The following is a 26,215-nucleotide window of genomic DNA, read 5'->3' on the forward strand; positions in this document are numbered from 1 at the left end:
AAATCCCTATAAATTAAATTTACAGATGAAAAAAATATTTTTTGCTTTAATCCCATTATCTATACTAGTAGCTTCTTGCCAAAAAGAAGTAAACCCTTATGCTGTTTCCAAGCAAAATATTGGCTTATTAACAGATTCCACGCAAGTAAAATCCTTAGATTTGATCTATGCCAATGATTCTATTGTAAAAAAAATTGCGGGGGATGAGTTTATCGGGAACATTAATGCCATCGAAATATTTGAAAAGGGCGGAAAAAAGTTGTTAGAACTTTCTCCGAGTCAAGCCTTGGATTCTACAGCTACGATTAACAGCATTAAGATATTTGATGCGCGTTACAAAACAAGTACAGGTATTAACATAAACAGTACTTTTGGCGATTTAAAGACAAATCATAAAATATCCAGTATAAAAAACACCTTGAGAAATGTCGTTATTTTTATTAATGAAAATAACACTTTTTTCACCATAGATAAAAAAGAACTCCCTGCTGAACTTCGTTTTGATACGTCTAAAAAAATTGAAGCTATCCAAATTCCAGACACAGCTAAGATTAAATATTTTATGATAGGCTGGTAATAAGCATAGAAATACAGAAGTTTTAAAACATCTTAAATCGATGAAAAACAAGAAATACAAAATACAGGACAGTCCATTCGTAGTTCCAACAACCGATGGCAAACGCATTGAAGAGCATTTTGGTAAAGCTACCGATGGTAATTCAGACATAAGCATTGCGCACATGATAGCTCCTCCTGGCTGGAGTGAACCCTTCCAGACCCCTACCTTTGATGAATACACCTATATTATAAAAGGCAAAAAACAATTTATTATTGATGGAGAAACTGTCGTATTAGAAGCCGGACAATCTATCAAGATTGAAAAAAACACTAGAGTACAATATGCTAACCCATTTACTATTGCTTGTGAATATTTAGCGATTTGCACACCTGCTTTTACAATGAATGGTGTAAACAGAGAAGATTAAATGGGCAACATAATTATAAAAATAATAGGCACTTCTTTTAATGTATTAAGTTATGTTATTCCCAAATATACATCGATTAAAGCATTAGATTTATTTGCAACTCCTAGACGTGGACGCATTAAACCAACACAAAAAACCTTTTTAGATTCTGCCCAAAAACTAAACTTGCAATATGAAAGTACTACTATTGCCACATACAACTGGAAAGGACCAGGTAAAACGATTTTATTAGTCCATGGCTGGGAAAGCAACACACAACGTTGGGAAGTCCTAATAAAACAACTACAACAATTAAAATACAATATCGTTGCTCTAGACGCCCCTGCACATGGTGCTTCTAGTGGAAAATTATTTAATGCCGTATTATATTCAGAATGTATTAATATTGTTGTAAAACACTTTAATCCCGAAATTATAATAGGACATTCTGTAGGCGCTATGGCTAGTGGCTTCTTTCAACACAAATACCAAAGTAAGCATTTAAAAAAACTCGTTCTTTTGGGAGCTCCTGCTCGTTTTGTAGATGTTTTTAAACGCTATGTGGATATGATGAGTTATAACAGACGTATTGAAACAGGTTTGAACAAGCTTATTGTAGAGCGGTTTAATAAAGACCCTTCCCATTTTTCTTTATCCAACTTTGCTAAAACAATAACTACAAAAACATTGGTTGTACATGATACTGAAGATAAAATTATACCGTACAACGATGCCGAATTAATTACAGAACATCATACCAATGCTGAATTCGTAACTACCACAGGCTTCGGACATGGTTTACGAAATGAAATTGTTTATAAACATATTATTAATTTCATAAGTAGTTAAAATGTAACTTTGCACTATGGAAGACAAACAAACTAGACTTAACAAATACCTTAGCGAAGCTGGATATTGCTCGCGTCGTGAAGCCGATAGATTAATTGATGCAGGTCGCGTTACTATAAACGGTATTGTACCTGAAATGGGAACTAAAGTAAAAGAGAATGATATCGTTGAAGTTGACGGAAAACCTATAACCGAACGAAAATCTGACTTTGTTTACTTAGCATTTAACAAACCTGTTGGTATTGTTTGTACTACAGATACTCGCGTTGAAAAAAATAATATTATTGATTTCTTAAAATATCCCAAGCGTATTTTCCCTATTGGGCGTTTAGATAAGCCTAGTGAAGGCCTTATTTTCATGACAGATGATGGTGATATTGTAAATAAAATATTAAGAGCTAGTAATAATCATGAAAAAGAATATATCGTTACTGTAGACAAACCGATTTCACAAACCTTTATTAAGCGTATGGCTAGCGGCATTTATCTAGCCGACCTTGATAAAACTACAAAACCCTGCACAGTAAAACGTATAAATTCGACAACTTTTAAAATTATTTTAACACAAGGGCTAAACCGACAAATTCGAAGGATGTGCGAATACCTTACTTATGAAGTAACTTCTTTAAAACGCACACGAATTATGAATATTAAATTAGATGTGCCTGTTGGAGAGTACCGCGAATTCACTCCAGAAGAATTGAAAACACTAAACATGCTTTTAGAAGATTCTGATAAGAATTACAACACAAAAAATACGGGTAAAAAGATTCAGACTATAAGTAGACGAAAGAAATAACGATTTGTTTTTTTAATAACATAACTTAAATACTCGGAAAAAACCGTAGACTGCTTCGTTTATAGGGGCTCTAAACAAAGTGCTCTTTATTTTATTTTTGCAATGAGATGATATTTTGGGCATTCATTTCCTGCCCCCCCCCCTTAAACCACCATACGACATTAAAGGTTTTATAACTCTCCTTTTTCGGAGCATTAACAAATTTGATTTCTTTTAAAACTGTATTACTATAATCTCTCCAAAAATTGTCTGTAATTAAAATAAAAAGGCTAGAATATCTACACTTATTGAGATAAAAATAAGCTGTAGTACAATTATAAAACTTGTATTGATATTAAGTAATACCAATACACTAATAGTCATATTATTTTAGCTTACTTTTTTTTTGAAATACTCTCCGCCATAATTAATGCGTTATAAGCATTTACTATTTTACCAGATTTAGAAAGCGTATTAAAAGGCACTTTTTCTTTTTCCTTATCGTATGAAGGCTTATTTACCATAAAATCTATTGAAAGACCAGAATCCATAATAATAGTTTTTACCTCCGCTGCTGTTAAGTTTGGATAATATGAAAATAATAAAGCAGCTACTCCTGAAACAACAGCTGATGAGGATGAGGTTCCATAAGTGTTTGTCTTTTGGTGCCAAGACATACAACTTATGCTATAACCTGGAGCAAACACATCAACTTCATTTTTACCATAATTTGAGGGGTTATTTAATAATGTTGAGTCTAACCTATAAGTAGTCGCTCCAACTTTTATAAAATTATGGGCATATTCTAATCCTTCAAGTTTATCATTAGGATAATTATAATTGTCATCTAAGTTTAATCTATCATTCCCTGCAGAGGTTACTATTAAAACATTTTTACTTTCTGCGTACAGTATCGCTTCTTTTACCCATTCCGGATGGAGAGAGAAACTTTTGCCAAAACTCATGTTTATAACTTTAGCACCATTATCTACAGCATAACGTATAGCCAATGCAATGTCTTTATCGTATTCATCGCCTGCTGTAGAGGTATTTAAACACATTATTTTCACTGTATCATGCCCCTCTTTAAAACCAACACTATCGCTTTTAAATGTAACTATTGATGCCATTTGGGTACCATGAGGAGAATTAGCTATACCACTTACATTATTATTTCCATAAGGAAAATCGCTTAAATCATTAGCATCATCTTTAGTATGGTATTTACCATTATGGTTTATATTCAGGTTTCTATTTATTATTTTTTGCTCACTGCTTTTCCCTCTATTAATGGTATAATCGTTAATATCACGCTTTAAGTAATATTTCATATACGAAATATATTTTTTCACCTCTTCGTCTGTAATAACAGCGTCTAAAGAATCTAACTGTGCCTGACTATAACTATTATTAGGAAAATAACGGGTTAGTGTTTTTGAGGCTTTAGTATATTTTTCTTGTATTCTATTATATTTAACAAGATTACTTTTTCTGTAGTCCATTTCCTTGTTAAAAGCAACTATAGCTCTTTTGTAGTCGTCGTATTGTTGTTTTTCGTTTTCAGGGATAGCATCTCTAGAACTGTTTTTATATTTAGAATCGTATTTTTGTATTACACGTGTAAACGCAAAGCTAGAAAGTACAAGACTATCGTTTTTTTTTGTTCCTATATAATTCCAACCATGTACATCATCGATATAGCCATTACCATCATCATCAATGCCATTATTAGGAATTTCATTTTTATTAACCCAAATCTGTCGTTTTAAACTCTTATTCTCAATATTAATTTCAGAATCTAATACCGCAACAATAACAGTATCGGGGTTGCGTTTTTTTAATAATTCTGTATATGCCCTCTCTAAACTAATCCCCGGCAGACTATCCGTTTCAAGATCTTTTAAATGCCAGTTGTTTAAATCGTCTTTAGATAAATCTTTTACTTTTTTAAACGAAATATTCGTGATATCAATCGCATGATAAGATGGTTTGCATGAATTTAAAAGTTGGACAGTTAAAAAGAGAATAAAAATGTTTCGAAAATGCATCTATAAAATTATTAATTAAGCAAAACAGAAGAAGGGCGTCTACTAATTTTACTTTACAGCACAAAGTATATTGTTTTAAAACACCACCAACACAAACAATATAACGCACAATTACCTCCCATTAAATTCAAGTAAAACAACATCTATTTCTATTAATTTAAAATTTGAGTTATTTTTTTATAGAAATACTATCTGCCATAATTAAAGCATTATAAGCATTTACAATTTTACCAGATTTAGATAACTCATTGAAAGGTCTTGTATTGTTTTTATCCTTTCTAGTTGGCATTTTTACATCAAAAGTATATTCTACTCCAGAATCCATTATTATTTTCTTTACTTGTTTAGCAGTAAGGTTAGGATAATATGAATATAACAATGCAGCTACCTTAGAAGTTATAGCTGAAGCTAAAGATGTACCTGTATCATATTTATATTCATTGTTAGGAAAGGTTGTATAAATTTTTTCTGCAGGAGCAAATATATCAACATTTACATAACCGTAATTACTATAATTATATTTTAAATTTTCATTTGGTAAATGTGTAGAACCTCCAACTTTCATAAAATTAGATGCAAATTCATTTTCATTAGAATCTCTATCGTCAGGGTATAAAAAATCTAATAAACCATCTGTGTTTCTATAATCATTACCAGCTGCAGTAATAATAATGACATTATTTTCTTCAGCATACCTAATTGCATCATCCACCCATTCTTTATGAAGTGAATACATCTTGCCAAAACTCATATTAATAACTTTAGCACCATTATCCACAGCATAACGTATTGCTAACGCAATATCTTTATCATAAGAAGATCCGTGTCCAATAATGCTTAATGGCATAATTTTAATTTTAGGAGTGTCTTTAAGAATTACACCAGTTACAATAGTACCATGTGAGTATATGCTAACATTATTATTTACTTTCCCGTAACCATAACCAATATCACTAATATTATTAGGATTATCGCCTAAAAACGTTCTTTCATTATAATCAATATTAAGTTGTTTTTGTAATAATGTAGAAGCATTTTTTTTAAGCGATACTAAATATTCATCAGTATAACCGTTTGTAATAAATCCAGACAGAATTTGAATATTGTTCTGTAAAATAGAATCCTTAGGATGAAGTATATACAGGCTATCTAATGTTTTTATTGCTAATTTTGCATCTTTAGGATAGTTAAAATATTTGATAATAGCTTCTTCCGCTTCATTTTTCCATTTAGAAACATTATTTGCATATTCTATATCTTCTGGAACAGATTCAATTTTTCGCTGTAAATTAGACTTTGCATTGTTATATTTAATGTAATTTAAAGAATCTTTAGACGCAATGTCATTTATGCCTTTACCATTAAATAGACTATCAAAGGCTTTTACCATTCGTGTATAATCGTAGTGCATGAACTTATTATCAATCCCTTCTTTATTTCCTAAAAAGTCCCAGCCATTTATATCATCTACATAACCATTTTTATCATCATCTATATCATTATTTGGAATTTCCTTAGTGTTTAGCCAAATATTTTGTTTTAAATCTTTGTGATCAATATCAATTACTTGATCTATAACAGCTACAGTAATCTGTTCCCCTTTTTTTTTATTTAAAATAGTTTTATAAGCTTTAATTAAGCTAATTCCTGGTATGCTATCATCTTCAATATCCTTAAGAAACCAATTTTTTATATCCTTTTCTTTTATTGATTTTTTATTAATATAGTTATGTTGTATTGGTATAAACTCATATTTGATAGACTGATTGCAACTAACTATGAAACTTAATAAAATAATAAAAATTGAAAAGTGTTTATAATTCATAACGAAATTTTGATATCAAATATTAAAAGATAGTATTTTAAATTTACTATACGTATATAGCCTCTTTATTATTTTTTTATAACAAAGAATCTATTAAAAATTTAAAATTGACAGTAAATTAATTACCTTTACCACCAAGAAGTCCATCATTTTCTCCCTTTACCCATTTTTTGATTTTTCAACACAAGTTCTTGGTCCAGTTAAGATATCATCTCCTAATCCTCCAACAATATTTTGTAAGTCTGATAGAGTTGCAATTTTAAAATTTTCTGATTTTAATTTTTTCATAATTATTTAACGTTTTATAAAATATTTGTTCAAATATAGTAATATAGCATATTAATAATATACTTTTTATTTAAAACAGTAGTCTTAACTCATGAATAACCAATTCTATATAGTTGTTTGTTAAGCATTTAACTTTTCTAGCTCATTAATATAATAAGAAGATTTTATACCAGATTTTTTATAAAATGCTTTCGAAAAAGACTCAGAAGACTTAAAGCCAACCTCTCTTGCTAATGCAATAATGGTATAATTTCTAAACAATTTATTCGTTTGCAATTCTTTAATAACATAATCAATCCTTAAGGAGTTTATGTAAGTTGTAAACTCTTATTTTCTATATTAATTTCAGAATCTAATACGGCTACAATAACAGTATCGGGGTTGCGTTTTTTTAATAATTCTGTATATACCCTCTCTAAACTAATCCCCGGCAGACTATCGTTTTCAATATCTTTTAAATGCCAGTTGTTTAAATCTTCTTTAGATAAATCTTTTACTTTTTTAAACGAAATATTCGTGATATCAATCGCATGATAAGATGGTTTGCATGAATTTAAAAGTTGGACAGTTAAAAAGAGGATAAAAATGTTTCGAAAATGCATCTATAAAATTATTAATTAAGCAAAACAGAAGAAGGGCGTCTACTAGTTTTACTTTACAGCACAAAGTATATTGTTTTAAAACACCACCAACACAAACAATATAACGCACAATTACCTCCCATTAAATTCAAGTTAAACAACATCTATTTCTATTAATTTAAAATTTGAGTTATTTTTTTATAGAAATACTATCTGCCATAATCATAGCATTATAAGCATTTACTATTTTACCAGATTTAGAAAGCGTATTAAAAGGCACTTTTTCTTTTTCCTTATCGTATGAAGGCTTATTTACCATAAAATCTATTGAAAGACCAGAATCCATAATAATAGTTTTTACCTCCGCTGCTGTTAAGTTTGGATAGTACGAAAATAATAAAGCGGCTACTCCTGAAACAACAGCTGAAGATAATGAAGTTCCTGAATCTACTTGGTTTTCTTCCCAACCTAAGCAACTAATATTAGAACCAGGAGCAAATATGTCTACTTCATTTTTACCGTAATTAGAATATCTAGCTATTAATGTTGAATCTAATTTATGATTTGTAGCTCCAACTTTTAAAAAATTATGGGCATATTCAAGCTTATTAATCTTATCATTAGGGTAATCATAATTATTGTCTAAATCTAGACCATCATTCCCTGCAGAGGTTACTATTAAAACATTTTTACTTTCAGCGTATAGTATCGCTTCTTTTACCCATTCTGGATGTAATGAAAAACTTTTACCAAAACTCATGTTTATAACTTTAGCGCCATTATCTGCGGCGTAACGTATAGCTAATGCAATGTCTTTATCGTATTCATCGCCTGCTGTAGAGGTATTTAAACACATTATTTTCACTGCATTTACAATCCCCTTAACATCGTTGTTATTATTGTTATTTGAAGCGATTACCGATGCTATTTCGGTGCCGTGATAAAAATTAGCTATACCATTTACTTGATTATTTCCATAAGGAAAATCGCTTAAATCATTGGCATCATCTTTGGTATGATATTTACCATTATGGTTTATATTCAAGTTTCTATTTATTATTTTTTCCTCACTCCTTTTTCCTCTATTAATCGTATAATCGTTAATATCGTGCTTTAAGTAATATTTCATATACGAGATATATTTTTTCACCTCTTCGTCTGTAGTAATAGCGTCTAAAGAATCTAACTGTGTTTGGCCATAACTATTATTAGGAAAATAACGGGTTAGTGTTTTTGAGGCTTTAGTATATTTTTCTTGTATTCTATTATATTTAACAAGATTACTTTTTCTGTATTCCAATTCCTTGTCAAAAGCTACTATTGCTCTTTTATAATCGTCGTATTGTTGTTTTTCGTTTTCAGGAATAGCATCTCTCAAACTGTTTTTATATTTAGAATCGTATTTTTGTATTACACGTGTAAACGCAAAGCTAGAAAACACAACACTATCGTTTTTTTGGGTTCCTATATAATTCCAACCATGTACATCATCGATGTAGCCATTACCATCATCATCAATGCCATTATTAGGAATTTCATTTTTATTAACCCAAATCTGTCGTTTTAAGCTCTTATTCTCAATATTAATTTCAGAATCTAATACGGCAACAATAACAGTATCGGGGTTGCGTTTTTTTAATAATTCTGTATATGCCCTCTCTAAACTAATCCCCGGCAGACTATCGTTTTCAATATCTTTTAAATGCCAGTTGTTTAAATCGTCTTTAGATAAATCTTTTACTTTTTTAAACGAAGTATTCGTGATATTAATCGCGTGATAAGATGGTTTGCATGAATTTAAAAATTGGACTATTAAAAAGAGAATAAAAATGTTTCGAAAAGACATATAAAGAATTATTAAATTAAATTACACTAAGCGAAACAAGGGTCGTTAGGGTTTATCGCAATACTCTTACATATGATGTTATCGTTAGATTTTTTTGATCCTCCCAATACACCACAACCATCTGATCCGGTTCTTTTTTGCCCTCCTATAATATTAAGCATTTTATCATTGTTCAATATAGCAATAGATGTTTTTTTAAAGCTTAAGTTAATTTTCTTTTTTTTCATAATCAATGTTTTAAATTTAATAATGGATAAATATATTAATTAGTCTGAACGAACAGATTTTTTTTCTTTATTAGCTTTCTATTTTCGCTGAAAAAAGAATGTTAAATCTATTAAAAATCTTAGTTTTCCAACTTTTTAATAAAATAAGAAACGGTTAAACCATTTTTTTTATAAAACGCTTTTGTAAACGTTTCTGTATTGGAAAAACCAACTTCTTGTGCCATTGCTTTTATAGTGTATTTTTTTAATTGCGTATTATTCTGCAATTGTTTGGTGACGTAATCTATCCTTAGATCATTTATATAATTACTAAATGTTTTGCCTTTAAATTTATTAATTATTTGAGATAAATATTTAGAATTCGTATTCAATTCTTTTGCTAATTTATTAAGCGTTATTTTTGGTTTTAAATAACATTTATTATTCTCGAATATTGTTAATTCGTTTAAAATATTATCTATTAACCTGGAATCTATCTCTAGTTTTATTTTTGTAGGTTTCTTAACGGGAATAATATCTGGCTTCTTTGTTTTTAATTGTAGTTCCTTTATAAGGGCATTAAATTGTTTCTCATTTTTTATCTTTTTTCGGTATAAATAAATAACGAATAGTACCAATAGAATAAGAAACAAAAACAAGGCTACTATACTCCTTATAAAAGTACTTTTTTCTTTATTTAATAATAACGTCAACTGTTCTTTTTGCTTTGTTAAATTAGAGATATCGTATTTATCGAATGTGTTGTTTATAGTTTTGTAATCTTTAGTTAAAGTGCTATCTATTTTTAATAATTGGTTGGTATAATACAATTGCTGTTTTACGTCTTCTTTATTTTCATAATAGTCTATTAGTTTCCAATATATTTCTCTAGGTTCTGCAATAATATAGTTATTCGCATTAAAAATACTATCCACCTTGTTAAAATAAAATATAGCCTTTTCGGGGTTTTTAAACTTAATATAAATTCGCCCCAAATGCCCATAAGCAATAGCTAGATTAGCTTTGAATTTCTTTCTTTTTAAAAGCGGTAAGGCTTTAATCAGGCTATCTTCTGCCGCTTTATAGTTTTCCTTAAGAAATTGGTTCCCTCCCTCTATATGTGTAAAATTTAATTCATTATACTCAGGGTGCAACTTAGCCAAATTATAACCTTTTGTAGTATATAAGGTTGTTGAATCTGTTTTACCATTTGCAGCGTATGCAATAGCTAGTGATTTTAAAAGATTCAAGTAGTTATACGGCACTAGGGAGTCTTCTTCTTTTATGTTTTCTTCTTCATAAATTAAACAGTCTTTAAAAATATTAAGTGCATCTTCATTGGATTGTATTCTAAGTTTTAATAAGCCTATACTATAATGTAATGAGTTATAAAATTCTTTGTCTTTATTTTTATAATACGCTCTAGATTGTAAATAGTATTTTAAAGCACTATTGTATTTTCCTAGGTTATAATGGATGTCACCTTTGTAAGAATAGTTTTCTGCTAATAGTTCTTTTAATTTATAGGTATTGCATACGGTTATACTTGTGTCTATATATTTTTCTGCAATAGCACTATCATCTTCAAAAACATAGTGTAATCGAATATAGCTATTCGCCATAGCTTCATAAGCTTTTTCCACAGTTGCTTTTTTTAAAGTATAACGCGCAATTTTCTCTGCCAGGGAATTATTATTATCTAGATTGCTATAAAATATATCTTTTAATTCGGGATAACTTTTTTCAGCTAAAGTATCCATTTTTATTGCATCTGGTTTATTTTGAGCTATAGCTATAAAGAATGTATAGAAAACAAAAAATAGCAATATAAAGGTATGTTTTTTCAAAAGTATAAGTCTCTTTTTGGGGTTAGGCATCAGTCTTTAAATTAAAAAAGATAAAAGTAGTGCTTTTCATTAGCTTATTACACGCATCCCATGAAATACGGCCTTTACAAAGCTTAAAGTTTGTCTGAATTCATGAATTTAGAACTCCGTAGTACATCAATTCAAGCTTGCTTAATTTTGAATATATTAAAATAAATGAATATAACTCAGATTCTCTAATTAAAAGTAGTTCGAATTAAGAGAGGAGGTTAAATCGCGTGTTTTTATCAATTTAAAAATATTTTCAAACAATAAAGAATCTAAAATCATGCAAAAGGAAACCGATGCTAAAAACAATTAATTATTCTTAGCCTTTCTGTCTTCTATATAAAAAGGCAAATATATAAGTAAGAAATATGGAATAATGATTAATTGAGCAACTACAATATAATAGGGCCACTCTCCTAAATAATCCAACAAAGAAAAAGCTTGCGGCTTAGCATTTAAATACATGTAATTTGAACCTAACAAATAGTTTAAGCAATACATAATTAAAATGTAGCATTGTAAGGCTATTATGGATTTAAATACACTTTTAAATCGTGGGCGGTTACCCAATACAAATGTTGCATAAAACATTATTAGTAATAAGCCTAAATGTACAATCCAATATCTAAAATAGTTAAACGAAGGAAATCCCTCGGCAATATCGGGAGTAATTATGCCTTGCACGGTTCCTGCAACAACCCAGAAGAATAGAATTTCATACATCCAAAACTTTTTCTTATAAGTATAAACAGGTATTATTAGACCTATAAAACTACATAAAAATAAAGGCAAATCTTCTTTTATATCATACCCGCCCTGATCATATAGGTAGATATTAAAACTAACTATTATTAACGAAATTAAATTTCCTAAAGTTTGAAAAATCCTATTTTGTTGTTTTCTATTTAATTTGTGTTTTGCTAAATACACTAATCCCATTCCGAAGCCTAAAACTAATAAAACAGGAAGCAGATGTTGGTACGAGCCTATTTGTACTTTTTTTAAGAACGCAAATGTATATGTTATGAAGCTATAACACATAATCCATTATTTAAGGACTCTATGTCTTTCTCTAGCTAATAAGGTATTTTTTAAAAGCATGGCTATAGTCATAGGGCCAACACCGCCTGGTACCGGTGTTATATAACTTGCTTTTTTACTTACATTGTTAAAATCTACGTCTCCAGTAATTCTATATCCTTTTTCGGTTGTTTCGTCTGGAACACGCGTAATACCTACATCTATAATTACAGCATCGTCCTTAACCATTTCTGCTTTCAAAAAATTAGGGACTCCTAATGCTGAAATAACAATATCTGCTTGTGAAATAATTTGAGTAATATTTTTGGTATGACTATGCGTTAATGTTACTGTAGAATTCCCTGGAAACCCTTTTCTCCCCATCAATATACTCATTGGCCTTCCAACGATATGAGACCGTCCAATCACGACCGTATGCTTTCCTTTTGTATCAACATCGTATCGATCCAATAATTCTAATATCCCAAAAGGTGTTGCTGGAATAAAGGTTGACATATCCAATGCCATTTTCCCAAAATTAGTAGGGTGAAAACCATCGACATCTTTATCTGGATGCACAGCCATTAATACTTTTTGTGTATTAATTTGAGGCGGTAATGGCAATTGAATAATAAAGCCGTCGATGTTATCATTATTATTTAACTCTTCAATCTTATCCAACAACTCAATCTCACTTGTTGTATTAGATAATCTTACCATTGTAGATTCAAACCCTACACGCTCACAAGCTCTTACTTTACTGCCTACATAAGTTAAACTGGCGCCATCATTTCCCACAATTACTGCTGCCAAATGCGGTACTTTTTCCCCATTGGCTTTCATTTTTTTTACCTCAGCAGTAATTTCATCTTTAATATCGTTGCTTACTTTTTTTCCGTCTAAAATTGTCATCTATAGTTGTGTTGTTGTCGTTTTAAGATGTTAGGCTGAATATAATCTAAACCTAATTAAACTCTATCTGTTTAATATGATTTCTCATCTGCATTCAAGAAACCAATCTATTTAAAAAATAAAAAACATGAAGGATTACCTCATGTTTTTCATTGCTTGCATCATACGTTTTCCGCCACCGCCTTGCATCATTTTCATCATTTTACTCATTTGATTAAATTGCTTAAGCAACTGATTTACTTGTGTTACAGAAGTTCCTGAACCTTTTCCTATCCGTTTTTTTCGGCTTGCGTTTATTATTGCTGGATTAGTACGTTCTTTTTCTGTCATAGAATGTATTATAGCCTCTATATGTTTAAACGCATCATCGTCTATGTCGATATCTTTCATCATTTTCCCTGCTCCTGGGATCATTCCAACCAAATCCTTCATATTCCCCATTTTCTTGATCTGCTGAATCTGCTTCAAGAAATCATCGAATCCAAACTGATTTTTTGCAATTTTCTTTTGAAGTTTTCGTGCTTCTTCTTCATCAAACTGCTCTTGTGCTCTTTCAACTAAAGAAACAACATCTCCCATTCCCAAAATACGATCTGCCATACGAGAAGGATAGAAAACATCAATAGCTTCCATTTTCTCTCCTGTACCAATAAATTTAATTGGTTTATTTACTACAGATTTAATAGAAATTGCGGCTCCCCCACGAGTATCTCCATCTAATTTTGTTAAAATAACACCATCAAAATTTAAGACATCGTTAAAAGCCTTTGCCGTATTAACAGCATCTTGCCCAGTCATAGAATCTACAACAAAAAGGGTTTCTTGCGGCGTTATTGCTTTATGGATATTAGAGATCTCGGTCATCATCTCTTCATCTACCGCCAAACGACCGGCAGTATCAATAATAACAACATTATGTCCATTCGCTTTAGCGTGTGCGATACCTGCTTGAGCTATAGCAACAGGGTCGCTATTTCCTTTATCGCTATAAACCTCAACATTAAGTTGCTCTCCAACAACATGCAATTGATCTATCGCTGCTGGACGGTACACATCACAAGCAACTAATAACGGTTTCTTTGTTTTTTTTGTTTTTAAATAGTTTGCCAGTTTTCCTGAGAAAGTAGTTTTCCCTGAACCTTGTAAACCAGACATTAAAATAATACTTGGCTTTCCGGATAAGTTTATTCCTTCGGCATCACCTCCCATTAACTCGGTTAATTCGTCTTTAACCAGTTTAACCATTAGTTGTCCTGGCTGTAAAGTCGTTAAAACGTTTGCTCCAAGTGCTTTTTCTTTTACCGTTTTTGTAAATTCTTTGGCAATTTTAAAGTTAACATCGGCATCCAATAGCGCACGACGCACCTCTTTTAGAGTCTCGGCGACATTCACTTCTGTAATGCTGCCGTGCCCCTTTAATACATGTAACGCTTTATCTAACTTCTCACTTAAATTATTAAACATAGTTCTATTGACTTTTTAAGAATTGCAAAAGTAAAGAAATATTTTGTTTTTTCTTTACTTGCGCTCACGTTTTCAAAGGTTTTCCTGTTTAATGCCTCTTCATAAAAAGAACCGGTCTCTTTTTATGATTTGGTAATTCCAAAAGGTTTAAGGGCTATTCATTATTGTTTGCAAAAAAAAAGAGCTGTCATATTATAAACAGCTCTTCCCTACTTAATAATTAACTAAAAACTAAAATTGGCACATTGTTTTTAATCCATTACCACTTAATTTAGTTATAAACAACTAAAACAATCTCCCTCTAAATCATATAAGGTTAAAACTTCATTAGAGTTAAGCGCTCTTTTATATATTCTCAAATCGTCTAAATGCCCTACAAAACCTTGACCTATTAAAAAGGTATCTATTATAGCGGTTCCTATATTAAAACTTGAGGCTTCTGCAACATTTCTTTGCTCTCCATCTCTAAACATTCTTACAGTATTATCACTACTTACCGTGATTACCAAATGGTGCCATTCTGTATTTTCCCACTCAAAGTCCATTTCTTGATTCCAATCATAATCCCAAAGATTGAAAGTATTGCTATTATCAAGCACTAAAGGCGTATTTAAATCATAAACGCCTATTCCAAACCCATTATTTGAATCTCCTCCTTGAACAAACAATTCTAAATCTCCTGCTGCTGCATTTTGCATTTTAAACCACAGACTAACAGAAAAAGCATCGCCTTGACTTATTCCATTTCCTGAAACAGCAGGAATATTTATTGAATTACTCCCATTAAATGCTATTGCACAAGTTGAATTACCGCTTCTATCCGCTACAAATGTATTTGTTACTCCTGTAGCATTCCAATTCGTTATTAAATTAGACACCTGATTAGAAAACGAAGTATATACTATTAAATCATTTAATAATACGTCTGGATTATTACAACAGTTTTCAACGATTAACTCTATTTCAAAAACATCAAAAACATTTGAGTTTGAAGCCCATTGCACTCTAACATATACTGTCTGAGTGAAAGGGAACTCATTGGTATATCCTGTTGGGTCTGCAAAAGGATTTACTGCTAATGCTGCATCTGAAAAAGTTCCGTAATACGTTACGACATGTAATGTCGGGTCTATGCAATTGGCATAAGCTGTTGTTAAATTAAAAACACCTAAAGCTTCTCCATTATCATCACACGCTATTAATACTGCATTAAAATCACTAAAACATTCAAAAGAATATACCTCTGTTTCACAATCGCGCGCTATGATCATTTCAATTACACCTGCTTCTGTTTCTTGGGTTAATACAAATTGATCTACCTGACATTCTACTACACTCCAATTTCCCTCTAAATCTTGGAAAGGTGTTTCAAACACAATCATTATTTCATTATTTTCTTCAACGACCGACCAGGCACCTTCAGAAATAGCTACACCGTTTTCAAATACTGTAAATCCATAGTTAGGGTCAAACCCTATAGTGTAACCTACAAATACATCTTCTTCATTATAAGACATAATATTCCACACGCACTCTTTTAAAGCTAATGCAACAAATTCTATTGTGCAATCATCTTCATCCCAGTCACTATCATTAGCTTCATCACATACATTATCTGCAGCTTCAATAGCAGCTTCCAATTCTTGATTATTATTGACCTCAGTAGTTTCCCCGTCACTTAAAATCATTGTTACAGGAAAATCTAAACTGACTAAAATAGTCCCATCTAAACCATCGATAAATTCAAATAAAGTTGCATCATTTTCAATCATAACTGTATCTACGATTTCAAAATTGGTGTTATATAAGAAAAGACCTACTGGATATTGAAAATCTATGCATTCTATAGCATCATCGTCTTCATTTTCCTCAAAGCAGTCCTCTACAAACGCTTCTAACTCCTCTTCGTTCGCTACCTCAATCTCGGTATAATCACTTAAAATAATTGTTATTGGATAAATAAATTCTAAATGATCATCATCTTCCATAGACGCTTCAAAAGCGGCTTCGATGAGTTCATAATCGGCTTCAGTATTTAGCGTAATTTCTATGCTGTTTACTATAATCGTTACAGGTAGCGAGACAGACAAACAATTGGTATTATCTATAATATTATCTATAGCCCCATTCATTTGAGTTGTATTTTGAATTAATCTTGCTAAATTAGAATTAGCGTTTATAGTCTCTCTCTCATTTGGCCCTATAATTTCTGTTACTTCTTCTTGACAAGACACAAATAATAAAAAACATATTGTAAGTATCAATAAAATGGCTAATGGTAAAAAAGGGGTTCTACTAGTCGTTCTACTTTTTAAAAATAACTTCATAACTATAGAATATTTTTTAAATTTGATTATTTCATAGCTGTTTTCCAGCTTTTCGTCTATAAAACAATCAAATTTAAAAAACTCCTACCTTGACATTCTAAAAAAAATGTTTCTTCTTTGTACATATTTATTGTAAATCTGTATGATTAAAAAACTACACAAAAACATTTGTAACGAGCCTCTTTTCAACACTTTTTTTAAAAAGCATGCTAAAGACTTACATGATTTTTTATACTATAAGTTTGGAGACCACCTAAACCCTAAAGACAAAGTTCAAGATGCTTTTATAAAACTTTGGGAGAATTGCAATAAAGTCAAACCAGAAAAAGCAAAGAGCTATCTTTTTACCATTGGAAACAACCTAATGTTAAATGAAGTGAAACACCAAAAGGTAAAATTAAAGCACACAAAAATCAAACAAAAACACCACACAAATGAGAGTCCTGAGTTTTTAATGGAAGAGCATGAATATTTACAAAAATTACAAACAGCTATTTCTAATTTAACTGAAGCGCAACGTTCTGCTTTTCTATTAAATAGAATCGAAGGGAAAAAACACAAAGAAATTGCAGAGCTTTTGGATATTAGTATTAAAGCTGTTGAGAAACGAATATATGGCGCCTTAAAAAAATTAAGAGAAGATGTTAAAGAACTTTAAGTTAGATATGGTAGGAGTTTTTAAAGTGAAGTTGTTATATATTTGAATGGATAGATTATGAAAAGAGAGGATTTAATACGAAAATGGTTAGATAATGAGTTAAGTTCTAAAGAGCTTGAAGCTTTTAAACAGCTTAAAGACTATAAAGACTTAATTAGATTGTCCAATAGTCTTAAGCAATTTAAAGCTCAGGACTTCAATATTAATTTGGAGCTAAACCGTTTAAATACGACATTAAAAAGCAAGCCTAATAACAAAAACAATTGGATTAAGCCCATACTTCGTATTGCTGTTATCCTTACAATTTGTTTAGGCGCATATTACTATACAATTACCGCTAGTACTAATGTTACAACATTGGCTGCTCAAAAAAATACCATTGCATTACCTGACGCTTCCAGCGTAACGATTAATGCTTTATCTACACTATCGTTTAATGAGGCTAAATGGAGTAATAACCGAGAAGTTACCCTAAAAGGGGAAGCTTTTTTTAAAGTTGCTAAAGGCTCAAAATTTAAAGTTAGTACCGAAGCGGGCAGTATAACGGTTTTAGGAACAGAATTTAATGTTAAATCTAGAGAAAATTACTTTGAAGTGACCTGTTATGAAGGCAGTGTGAGCGTTGTACATAAGTCTAATTCTGTAATTTTAAAACCTGGAAACCGGTTCTTAGTTATTAATGGTAAAAACATAGATAGTGCTATAGTATCACAAAGGCAACCATCATGGATTAATAACGAAAGTCGTTTTACTAGCATTCCGTTTAAAAATATTATTTCTGAATTTGAAAGACAATATAATATTAAAATAAATGTTAACAATATTGATGACGAGCAATTGTTTACAGGTCGTTTTACACATAATAATATTGATGTAGCCTTACAAGCAATAACCTTGCCTCTCAATTTGACTTATGTTAAAACAGATAGTATGATAATACTAAAGAGTGAGTAAAAAAAATAGACCTTCCATACTTTTAATACTAGTCTTTGTTTTTAGTTTCTTTAATATTGCTTTTTCACAGATAACTAAAACCGAAAAGCAACCCCTTGTCTCTATTTTAAAAGCTTTAGAATCTCATTATAATGTTAGTTTCTCCTATGTCGATTCCATCCTAAAAGACAAGCAAGCTTATCCTGTTAATTTACATCTTGATTTAACAGCTGTTTTAAATGTTCTAGAATCTGATACAGGCTTAGAATTCAAAATATTAAATGATCGTTTTATCGCCATTAAATCTACAAAAACAGCCCCCTTTAGCATTCAAAAATTGGATGAAATAAACATCTCCAATCTCCTAACATCTGGAGTTTCAAAAACAGTAACTGGAGCAATAAATATTAAACCCAAAACCTTTGGTATTTTACCCGGCTTAATAGAACCAGACATACTCCAAACAATACAAGCTTTACCCGGTATTTTAAGTATAGACGAAACGGTATCAACATTAAATGTTCGCGGTGGAACTCACAATCAAAACCTATTACTTTGGGATGGCATTAAAATGTATCAATCTGGGCATTTTTTTGGATTAATTTCAGCTTTTAGTCCTTACCTAACAAAACAAGTCTTAGTCTCTAAGAATGGAACGAGTGCTGCTTATGGCGATGGAATTTCCAGTACTATAGATATGCAATTAGACGATAGTATAAACACTAGATTTAACAGTGGTATTGGAGTAAACCTTCTTTATGCAGATGGTTTTGCTAAAATCCCCTTAAACGCTAATTTAGAAATCCAAGCCTCTTTACGTCATTCTATTACAGGCCTTAAAACCCCAACTTACCAGCAGTTTTTTGATCGAATTCTTCAAAATTCAGAGATAGCAGCAAGTCAATCTAATCCTAATAAAAATATTTCTATAGACGATACTTTTTACTTTTACGACTTTGGGATAAAGATTTTACATGATATCTCTTCTAATGACAAATTAAGGTTTAATTTCATTACAATGTATAACACTCTTGATTATTTAGAAGAAGACAATACCGCTATCAATAAAAATGTCTCTACTAGCGGCATCTCACAATCTAATTTAGCAACAGGTATATCCTATGACAGACAATGGAATAGTGCCTTTTCAAGCCATCTTCATTTATACTCTTCTAACTATAAATTAAACGCTACTAATTTTGATGTTATTAATAATCAACGTTTAATTCAACAAAATGAAGTTTTAGATACTGGTGTTAAAATTAAAACAGAATACACTCTAAATCAAAACTTAAAATGGATTAATGGATATCAATATTCTGAAATAGGGGTTACTAATTTTCAAGACGTAAATAGTCCCTTATTTACTAGTAATATAAAAAAGGTCTTAGGTGGGCAATCAGCTTATAGTGAATTCTTTTTCTTATCCAACAGTAAAAAGACAGTATTAAGGACAGGTATAAGAGGAAATTATTTCGATAAATTTAATAAACTCATACTAGAACCTAGATTAAGTTTTAACCAACAATTACTTAAGCATTTAAATATTGAAGTTTTAGGAGAATTTAAAAGCCAAACAACATCACAGCGCGTAAACAGGCAAAATGATTTCCTGGGAATCGATGAAAGGCGTTGGGTGCTCGCAAACAATACTACAATACCCGTTATAGAAAGCAAACAAATTTCCATTGGAATACATTATAACAAAAACAAATTACTAATTAGCACAGAAGCTTTTTTAAAAAATGTTAATGGCATAAAAACGCGAAGCCAAGGCTTTCAAAACCAATACCAATTCATTAACGCCATAGGGAGTTATAATGTAAAAGGTATTGATTTCTTAATTAACAAAAAATTAAAAAACGTAAGTACTTGGTTAAGCTATTCTCTTAGTAAAAACGATTATACTTTTAGTACTTTAAACAACGGTAATTCTTTTCCTAATAATTTAGATATAAGACATATTATCACTTTCGCAAGCACCTACTCTATCAATAATTTAAAATTGGCCCTTGGTGTAAATTGGCGCTCTGGAAAAGCGATTACCAAACCCGTAGAGGGTAATGAAGTTTTCGACAACGCTATTAATTATGCCTCTCCAAATAGCAGTAATCTTGACAATTATTTTAGAACCGATTTTTCTGGCACTTACCGTTTTTCCTTTTCAAAGTCTACTAAAGCAAAAATAGGTTTATCTTTTTGGAACTTATTAGACAAAAAAAACAGCTTAAATAGGTATTACATCCTAGAAGATGATGGTTCTGTCTCTGAAATAAAAACGGAATCCTTGGGTATTACCCCAAATTTAAGTTTTAGGCTTACTTTTTAATTTAATAAAGTAGGGTATTTTAAATTATCTTTGTTTAATTAAGTAAACCAGACCAATGAAACAACCATTACACGCTATATTCTTATTATTATTTTGTTCCTGTTATTTAAACGCGCAAACATACAGTACTTTCTACAATAGCATTGTAAATAATGTCTCTTCAACGAATATAGAAGCAGACCTTACAACCTTTGAAAATTTTGGTATAAAATCCATTGGCACAGCAGCGCTTAACAACACTCAAAATTGGATTAAGACTAGATATGAAAGCTTAGGATACACCGATATTATAGAACAGCCTTTTAACTACTCTGGCAACACCACCAATAATATTATAATAACAAAAACAGGGAGCCTATATCCAGACACCTATCTAATAATAGATGCCCATTACGATACCATTAACGGACCAGGTACTAATGATAACGGAAGTGGTACTGTTCTCCTTATGGAATTAGCACGACTCTTAAAAAATATTGACACAGAATATTCTATTAAATTTATACATTTTAGTGGTGAGGAACCTGGACTAATAGGTAGTAATTACTATGTAAACAACACAGTAATTCCAAATAATTTAGACATTGCTCTTGTTTTTAATATTGATGAAGTTGGAGGAGTTAACAATCTTGTTAATAACACTATCGTTTGTGAAAAAGATACTACGGGCTCCTCATTAAACAACGCTGAGTCGGCAGCTGCCACTAATATACTCGCCAATTGTGTAGCCTTTTATTCTAATTTAAACACAGAAATATCTTTTGCCTATGCTTCAGATTATATTCCTTTTGAAAATAATGGTGAAGTAATCACTGGCTTATATGAAAAAAATGAAACGCCTCACGCACATACGCCTACCGATCTATTAATACATATGGATGTTAATTATCTTTTTGAGGTTACTAAGGCTGCTTTAGGCGCTGCCCTACATTTTGCTGTAGGTCTTCAAAGCTTAAGCCTATCAGATGAAAACAATATTGAAAAGAGCATCGCCATACACCCAAACCCATCTTATGGTATTTTTCATATTAAACAACATTCTAATACCCCTACAAATTTAAATATAACGAATACTCTAGGTCAAACCGTTTTCAGCATGCGCTTAAATAACCAAATAAATACTCTAGATTTAAGCAACTTAAGTAAAGGTATTTATTTGGCTAGATTTAAAAAAGGCATAACAATTATCACAAAAAAGATAGTGATAAATTAATCGCGAATTAAAGGCATTGTACTACATCGTAACAATCCTTCTTGTTTCGCAATTTCAGCATAAGGCACTTCTTCTACGGTAAAGCCTTTTTCCCTTAACCAAGTATTTAATCTTGTAAAGTTTTTTTCTGAAACAATAACATTTTCTGAAATAGAAAATACATTACTATTCATATTATACATTTCTTCTTTTGTTATTTCGAAGATATTATCCTTTCCGAAGTATTCCTCCAACCACTCATATTCACGCGCCACAAGAAATCCGTTTTTATGTAGTATTGCCTTATCTGTCCCTATAGGTTGAAAACAACAGTCTAAATGCAATGCATTCTCTTTGGGATCTGTGTTATGCTTTCTCAATTCAAATGCTTTTACTGTTCTATCTGGAAAATGCTCTTGCAATGCAATTACCGCATCTGCATTGGTTCGCGCTGTAATATAATCTGAATAATCATCCCCTGAATAAGTTCCTACAAAAATATAATCATCCCAAGGCATAACATCGCCGCCTTCAATATGGCATTCTTCTGGAAGTTCAATAATTTGATTTGGATCTATTTGATCTATTACATGTTGAATCGCTTCATATTCACGATCGCGATCAGGCAATATATTTGCTTTCACAAACTTATCGTCTATTACGAATGCAATATCTCTAGAAAATATTTGATTATAATCTTGAATAATTTCTGGTCTAAAAACCTTTACATCATATTTCTTAAAAACATCAGCTACAGCTTCCATTTCGTTTATCATATCTGCTTCTACAGGATATGTTCCAGCTAGCACATGTAATTTACTTTTAGGGTCATAACAGTCTTCTGCTTTTGGAGTAGCACCATTACTTTTTGCAATTCCTAAAATAACCGCACGTAGTCTAGCTGTTTCGTTTTTTACTTTCAGTTTTAACATATGGTAAATATAAAAAAAGCTTCATAATTTACTATGAAGCTTTGTCTGTAATATTCTTATTATTATCTCTTATCTATGCTTTTAAAATCTCTATGGTTTTCTCCTGTATAAACTTGTCGAGGGCGTCCTATAGGCTCTTTACGAGCTCTCATCTCCTTCCATTGCGCTATCCAACCTGGTAAACGTCCCAAAGCAAACATTACTGTAAACATCTCTACGGGTATTCCCATACCTCTATAAATAATGCCTGAGTAGAAATCTACATTTGGATATAATTTACGTTTTACAAAATAGTCGTCATTCAATGCTTCAGAAGCTAATCCTTTTGCGATATCTAATACAGGATCTTCTATGCCTAAATTCCCTAACACTTCGTCTGCTGCGACTTTAATAATTTTTGCCCTTGGATCAAAATTCTTGTATACTCTATGTCCAAAGCCCATCAATCTAAAAGGGTCCTCTTTATCTTTGGCTTTTGCCATAAACTTCTTCGTATCCCCACCATCTTCTTTTATTGCTTCTAACATTTCTAAAACAGCTTGATTTGCTCCGCCGTGTAATGGGCCCCACAATGCAGATATTCCTGCTGATAGCGATGCAAATAATCCTGCATGAGAAGACCCTACTATTCTTACTGTAGAAGTGGAGCAGTTTTGCTCGTGATCTGCATGTAAAATTAATAGTTTATCTAAAGCGTTTACTAGAATCTCGTTTTGTTTATATTCTTCATTTGGTTTTCCAAACATCATTTTTAAAATGTTCTCAACATACCCTAATGAATTATCCCCATAATTTAATGGCAAACCATTCTTTTTACGCATTGTCCAAGCTACTAATACTGGGAATTTTCCCATTATTTTAACTACGGTTCTATACATATCTTCATCAGAATCAACATTCACTGAAGAAGGATTAAATGCCGTTAATGCACTTGTTAAAGAAGACAACACGCCCATTGGATGAGCCGCTTTTGGAAAAGCATCTAATATTTTCTTTATATCATCATCTACTACAGACTCTTCTTTAATATCTGCATGAAACTTGTCTAACTGTACTTGTGTTGGTAATTCTCCAAAAATCAAAAGATAAGCAACTTCTAAAAAACTTGCCTTTTCAGCTAAGTCTTCAATAGCGTAACCTCTGTACCTTAAAATACCTTCTTCTCCATTTAAAAAAGTTATTTCACTCTCACAAGACCCTGTATTTTTATATCCTGGATCTATAGTGGTTACACCTCCTGTTACACCTCTAAGTGTTTTAATATCTATTGCGATTTCTTTTTCTGTTCCTGTAATTAAAGGGAACTCATACTTTTGGCCATTAAGTTCTAACGTAGCAGTTTTTGACATATATATTCTGAATTTTACTTATTTTTTGCGGACTGCTAATTTACAAAATAAGTAGCGATTTATGAAACTCATTAACAAAGGTTTTAATAATTGCCATATTGTTAAAATTTATGACATAAAAAAAGAGATTATCGAGATAACCCCTCTTTTTTTTCATTAGTCTCACTTTAAATCTTATGCAGCACCTCTTTTATGAGTTCTGTTTTATTAAAAATGAATTCGTTAGATAACATTTGTCATTTTATAAACACTTATAGATGATGAAATATATTAAATCAAATGAGGCTTTTAATACTGGTTTACTAAATAAGTGGATTACATCGTACTATAATCACTCATCAATATTCTTTATAATTTTTTATGCTTAATTATACATTATGTTATAACAAAAAAACCTCTTGTGATACACAAGAGGTTTTTATAACGTAATAGAGAAGAGTTTCCAAATTATCGCTTCACTTTTAAAGCATTTTCTTTTGGATAGTATGCTATTTCACCTAATTCTTCTTCTATTCTTAATAATTGATTGTATTTTGCCATACGATCACTACGTGATGCTGAACCCGTTTTTATTTGCCCACAGTTTAAAGCTACTGCCAAATCCGCAATTGTATTATCTTCTGTTTCTCCAGAGCGGTGTGACATTACAGATGTATACCCTGCATTATGAGCCATATTAACCGCTGCTATAGTTTCTGTTAATGTCCCTATTTGATTTACCTTAATCAAAATAGAATTAGCGATATCCTGCTGTATTCCTTTAGACAAACGTTCTACATTAGTAACATACAAATCATCACCTACGAGCTGTACTTTATCTCCAATCTTTTCTGTTAGATATTTCCACCCTTCCCAATCGTTCTCATCCATTCCGTCTTCAATAGAAATAATTGGGTACTTAGAAGTTAATTCTGCTAAATAATCGGCTTGTTCTATGCTTGTTCGAACGCTCCCTTTATTGCCTTCAAATTTGGTATAATCATATTGCCCATTTACATAAAATTCTGCTGCGGCACAATCTAAAGCTATCATAACATCATCCCCTAATGTGTAACCCGCATTTTTAACTGCTTCGGCTATGGTATCTAGAGCGTCTTCTGTTCCGTTTAAAGTTGGCGCAAAACCACCTTCATCACCTACTGCTGTACTTAAGCCTCTATTGTGTAATACAGCCTTCAGATTATGAAAAATCTCCGTTCCCATTTGCAAGGCATTAGAGAAATTTTTAGCTTTTACAGGCATAACCATAAACTCTTGAAATGCTATTGGTGCATCACTATGAGAACCTCCATTAATAATATTCATCATTGGTACTGGTAAAGTATTTGCACTTACGCCTCCTATATAACGATATAATGGCATTCCTAATTCGGCTGCTGCTGCCTTTGCTACAGCTAATGACACTCCTAAAATAGCATTAGCTCCTAACTTAGATTTATTTGGTGTCCCATCAATTTCACACATTAATGTATCAATATAATTTTGCTCAAATACATTTACTCCTAAAAGTTCTTGCGCTAAAATTAAATTTACATTTTCTACTGCTTTAGTGACACCTTTTCCCATATATGCAGCTCCTCCATCACGTAGCTCAACTGCCTCATGCTCTCCAGTCGATGCACCAGAAGGCACAGCTGCCCTACCTACGAACCCATTTTCTGTCTCTACATCTACTTCAACAGTAGGGTTTCCTCTTGAATCAAAAATTTGTCTTGCGTGAACATTGATAATAATACTCATAAATAGTCATTTAAAATTTTAGTACCCTTCAAATTTACTGTTAAATTCTGGGGTGTAAATAATATTGATTTAGTAAAACTAAGAAGGCAATAAACAGTC

At 31.3% G+C, this 26,215-nt stretch carries 23 protein-coding genes; 8 read left to right on the top strand and 15 right to left on the bottom strand.

Annotated elements, in window-relative coordinates:
• Positions 1 to 25: 25 nt before the first annotated feature.
• The 4 genes from AC2D8I_RS02540 to rluF are packed head-to-tail and all read left to right on the top strand — an operon-like array spanning position 26 to position 2,613.
• Positions 26 to 577 (top strand): hypothetical protein, encoded by a 552-nt coding sequence (locus AC2D8I_RS02540; protein WP_484704424.1) that lies wholly within the window; start codon positions 26 to 28, stop codon positions 575 to 577.
• Between the two features lie 40 nt (positions 578 to 617).
• Entirely contained in the window at positions 618 to 986 is a 369-nt protein-coding gene (locus AC2D8I_RS02545; protein ID WP_484704425.1) for a cupin domain-containing protein, read from the top strand.
• The gene (locus AC2D8I_RS02550) at positions 987 to 1,814 is read left to right on the top strand and encodes an alpha/beta fold hydrolase (RefSeq protein WP_484704426.1); all 828 of its coding nucleotides are present in this window, start codon (positions 987 to 989) and stop codon (positions 1,812 to 1,814) included.
• A 16-nt stretch (positions 1,815 to 1,830) separates the two neighbouring features.
• Positions 1,831 to 2,613: a 23S rRNA pseudouridine(2604) synthase RluF gene (gene rluF / locus AC2D8I_RS02555; RefSeq protein WP_484704427.1), complete on the top strand. Its 783-nt coding sequence runs from the start codon at positions 1,831 to 1,833 to the stop codon at positions 2,611 to 2,613.
• 374 nt (positions 2,614 to 2,987) lie between these two features.
• Here rluF and AC2D8I_RS02560 read toward each other — a convergent pair whose 3' ends face one another.
• The 12 genes from AC2D8I_RS02560 to AC2D8I_RS02615 form a co-directional block, all read right to left on the bottom strand.
• Positions 2,988 to 4,640 carry a S8 family serine peptidase gene (locus tag AC2D8I_RS02560; RefSeq protein ID WP_484704428.1) on the bottom strand — a complete coding sequence of 551 codons (1,653 nt, stop codon included), beginning with the start codon at positions 4,638 to 4,640 and terminating at the stop codon, positions 2,988 to 2,990.
• A gap of 169 nt (positions 4,641 to 4,809) precedes the next feature.
• Positions 4,810 to 6,465, bottom strand: coding sequence for a S8 family serine peptidase (locus tag AC2D8I_RS02565; RefSeq protein WP_484704429.1), 1,656 nt, complete (start codon positions 6,463 to 6,465; stop codon positions 4,810 to 4,812).
• Between the two features lie 159 nt (positions 6,466 to 6,624).
• Positions 6,625 to 6,753, bottom strand: coding sequence for a hypothetical protein (locus AC2D8I_RS02570; protein ID WP_484704430.1), 129 nt, complete (start codon positions 6,751 to 6,753; stop codon positions 6,625 to 6,627).
• A gap of 120 nt (positions 6,754 to 6,873) precedes the next feature.
• Complete coding sequence (locus AC2D8I_RS02575; protein ID WP_484704431.1) at positions 6,874 to 7,029, bottom strand: hypothetical protein; 156 nt, start codon at positions 7,027 to 7,029, stop codon at positions 6,874 to 6,876.
• Positions 7,030 to 7,061: 32 nt separating this feature from the next.
• Positions 7,062 to 7,355 (bottom strand): hypothetical protein, encoded by a 294-nt coding sequence (locus AC2D8I_RS02580; protein ID WP_484704432.1) that lies wholly within the window; start codon positions 7,353 to 7,355, stop codon positions 7,062 to 7,064.
• A gap of 169 nt (positions 7,356 to 7,524) precedes the next feature.
• Positions 7,525 to 9,180, bottom strand: a complete 1,656-nt coding sequence (locus AC2D8I_RS02585) for a S8 family serine peptidase (RefSeq protein WP_484704433.1) — start codon at positions 9,178 to 9,180, stop codon at positions 7,525 to 7,527.
• Positions 9,181 to 9,206: 26 nt separating this feature from the next.
• Entirely contained in the window at positions 9,207 to 9,407 is a 201-nt protein-coding gene (locus AC2D8I_RS02590) for a class I lanthipeptide (RefSeq protein ID WP_484704434.1), read from the bottom strand.
• A 119-nt stretch (positions 9,408 to 9,526) separates the two neighbouring features.
• Positions 9,527 to 11,233, bottom strand: a complete 1,707-nt coding sequence (locus AC2D8I_RS02595) for a helix-turn-helix domain-containing protein (RefSeq protein ID WP_484704435.1) — start codon at positions 11,231 to 11,233, stop codon at positions 9,527 to 9,529.
• 336 nt (positions 11,234 to 11,569) lie between these two features.
• Complete coding sequence (locus AC2D8I_RS02600; RefSeq protein WP_484704436.1) at positions 11,570 to 12,301, bottom strand: YwaF family protein; 732 nt, start codon at positions 12,299 to 12,301, stop codon at positions 11,570 to 11,572.
• 6 nt (positions 12,302 to 12,307) lie between these two features.
• Positions 12,308 to 13,192: a bifunctional 5,10-methylenetetrahydrofolate dehydrogenase/5,10-methenyltetrahydrofolate cyclohydrolase gene (locus tag AC2D8I_RS02605; RefSeq protein ID WP_484704437.1), complete on the bottom strand. Its 885-nt coding sequence runs from the start codon at positions 13,190 to 13,192 to the stop codon at positions 12,308 to 12,310.
• A 135-nt stretch (positions 13,193 to 13,327) separates the two neighbouring features.
• Entirely contained in the window at positions 13,328 to 14,656 is a 1,329-nt protein-coding gene (ffh, locus tag AC2D8I_RS02610) for a signal recognition particle protein (protein ID WP_484704438.1), read from the bottom strand.
• Between the two features lie 275 nt (positions 14,657 to 14,931).
• Entirely contained in the window at positions 14,932 to 16,983 is a 2,052-nt protein-coding gene (locus tag AC2D8I_RS02615; RefSeq protein ID WP_484704439.1) for a LamG domain-containing protein, read from the bottom strand.
• 142 nt (positions 16,984 to 17,125) lie between these two features.
• Between AC2D8I_RS02615 and AC2D8I_RS02620 the strand changes: the two genes are divergently transcribed.
• From AC2D8I_RS02620 to AC2D8I_RS02635, 4 genes are read left to right on the top strand one after another with little or no spacing between them, the layout of a single operon-like run.
• Positions 17,126 to 17,641, top strand: a complete 516-nt coding sequence (locus tag AC2D8I_RS02620) for an RNA polymerase sigma factor (protein WP_484704440.1) — start codon at positions 17,126 to 17,128, stop codon at positions 17,639 to 17,641.
• A gap of 57 nt (positions 17,642 to 17,698) precedes the next feature.
• Positions 17,699 to 18,595 (top strand): FecR family protein, encoded by an 897-nt coding sequence (locus tag AC2D8I_RS02625; RefSeq protein ID WP_484704441.1) that lies wholly within the window; start codon positions 17,699 to 17,701, stop codon positions 18,593 to 18,595.
• Positions 18,588 to 20,903, top strand: coding sequence for a TonB-dependent receptor plug domain-containing protein (locus AC2D8I_RS02630; protein ID WP_484704442.1), 2,316 nt, complete (start codon positions 18,588 to 18,590; stop codon positions 20,901 to 20,903). The genes AC2D8I_RS02625 and AC2D8I_RS02630 overlap by 8 nt, the downstream gene beginning before the upstream one ends.
• Before the next feature lie 55 nt (positions 20,904 to 20,958).
• The gene (locus tag AC2D8I_RS02635) at positions 20,959 to 22,116 is read left to right on the top strand and encodes a M28 family peptidase (protein ID WP_484704443.1); all 1,158 of its coding nucleotides are present in this window, start codon (positions 20,959 to 20,961) and stop codon (positions 22,114 to 22,116) included.
• Here the strand turns inward: AC2D8I_RS02635 and AC2D8I_RS02640 are convergent.
• From AC2D8I_RS02640 to eno, 3 genes are all read right to left on the bottom strand, one after another.
• Complete coding sequence (locus AC2D8I_RS02640) at positions 22,113 to 23,027, bottom strand: dimethylarginine dimethylaminohydrolase family protein (RefSeq protein WP_484704444.1); 915 nt, start codon at positions 23,025 to 23,027, stop codon at positions 22,113 to 22,115. The two genes, AC2D8I_RS02635 and AC2D8I_RS02640, sit on opposite strands and share 4 nt — an antisense overlap.
• A 62-nt stretch (positions 23,028 to 23,089) precedes the next feature.
• Entirely contained in the window at positions 23,090 to 24,376 is a 1,287-nt protein-coding gene (locus AC2D8I_RS02645; protein WP_484704445.1) for a citrate synthase, read from the bottom strand.
• 447 nt (positions 24,377 to 24,823) lie between these two features.
• Positions 24,824 to 26,116 carry a phosphopyruvate hydratase gene (gene eno, locus AC2D8I_RS02650; RefSeq protein ID WP_484704446.1) on the bottom strand — a complete coding sequence of 431 codons (1,293 nt, stop codon included), beginning with the start codon at positions 26,114 to 26,116 and terminating at the stop codon, positions 24,824 to 24,826.
• Positions 26,117 to 26,215: the final 99 nt, after the last annotated feature.

It is taken from the genome of Lacinutrix sp. YIN62 (genome assembly GCF_057219185.1).

Bases quoted from the DNA above. Each gene is read 5' to 3' on its own strand.
- AC2D8I_RS02540 (WP_484704424.1), top strand. From the start codon at position 26: ATGAAAAAAATATTTTTTGCTTTAATCCCATTATCTATACTAGTAGCT.
- AC2D8I_RS02545 (WP_484704425.1), top strand. From the start codon at position 618: ATGAAAAACAAGAAATACAAAATACAGGACAGTCCATTCGTAGTTCCA.
- AC2D8I_RS02550 (WP_484704426.1), top strand. From the start codon at position 987: ATGGGCAACATAATTATAAAAATAATAGGCACTTCTTTTAATGTATTA.
- rluF (WP_484704427.1), top strand. From the start codon at position 1,831: ATGGAAGACAAACAAACTAGACTTAACAAATACCTTAGCGAAGCTGGA.
- AC2D8I_RS02560 (WP_484704428.1), bottom strand. From the start codon at position 4,640: ATGCATTTTCGAAACATTTTTATTCTCTTTTTAACTGTCCAACTTTTA.
- AC2D8I_RS02565 (WP_484704429.1), bottom strand. From the start codon at position 6,465: ATGAATTATAAACACTTTTCAATTTTTATTATTTTATTAAGTTTCATA.
- AC2D8I_RS02570 (WP_484704430.1), bottom strand. From the start codon at position 6,753: ATGAAAAAATTAAAATCAGAAAATTTTAAAATTGCAACTCTATCAGAC.
- AC2D8I_RS02580 (WP_484704432.1), bottom strand. From the start codon at position 7,355: ATGCATTTTCGAAACATTTTTATCCTCTTTTTAACTGTCCAACTTTTA.
- AC2D8I_RS02585 (WP_484704433.1), bottom strand. From the start codon at position 9,180: ATGTCTTTTCGAAACATTTTTATTCTCTTTTTAATAGTCCAATTTTTA.
- AC2D8I_RS02590 (WP_484704434.1), bottom strand. From the start codon at position 9,407: ATGAAAAAAAAGAAAATTAACTTAAGCTTTAAAAAAACATCTATTGCT.
- AC2D8I_RS02600 (WP_484704436.1), bottom strand. From the start codon at position 12,301: ATGTGTTATAGCTTCATAACATATACATTTGCGTTCTTAAAAAAAGTA.
- AC2D8I_RS02605 (WP_484704437.1), bottom strand. From the start codon at position 13,192: ATGACAATTTTAGACGGAAAAAAAGTAAGCAACGATATTAAAGATGAA.
- ffh (WP_484704438.1), bottom strand. From the start codon at position 14,656: ATGTTTAATAATTTAAGTGAGAAGTTAGATAAAGCGTTACATGTATTA.
- AC2D8I_RS02615 (WP_484704439.1), bottom strand. From the start codon at position 16,983: ATGAAGTTATTTTTAAAAAGTAGAACGACTAGTAGAACCCCTTTTTTA.
- AC2D8I_RS02620 (WP_484704440.1), top strand. From the start codon at position 17,126: ATGATTAAAAAACTACACAAAAACATTTGTAACGAGCCTCTTTTCAAC.
- AC2D8I_RS02625 (WP_484704441.1), top strand. From the start codon at position 17,699: ATGAAAAGAGAGGATTTAATACGAAAATGGTTAGATAATGAGTTAAGT.
- AC2D8I_RS02635 (WP_484704443.1), top strand. From the start codon at position 20,959: ATGAAACAACCATTACACGCTATATTCTTATTATTATTTTGTTCCTGT.
- AC2D8I_RS02640 (WP_484704444.1), bottom strand. From the start codon at position 23,027: ATGTTAAAACTGAAAGTAAAAAACGAAACAGCTAGACTACGTGCGGTT.
- AC2D8I_RS02645 (WP_484704445.1), bottom strand. From the start codon at position 24,376: ATGTCAAAAACTGCTACGTTAGAACTTAATGGCCAAAAGTATGAGTTC.
- eno (WP_484704446.1), bottom strand. From the start codon at position 26,116: ATGAGTATTATTATCAATGTTCACGCAAGACAAATTTTTGATTCAAGA.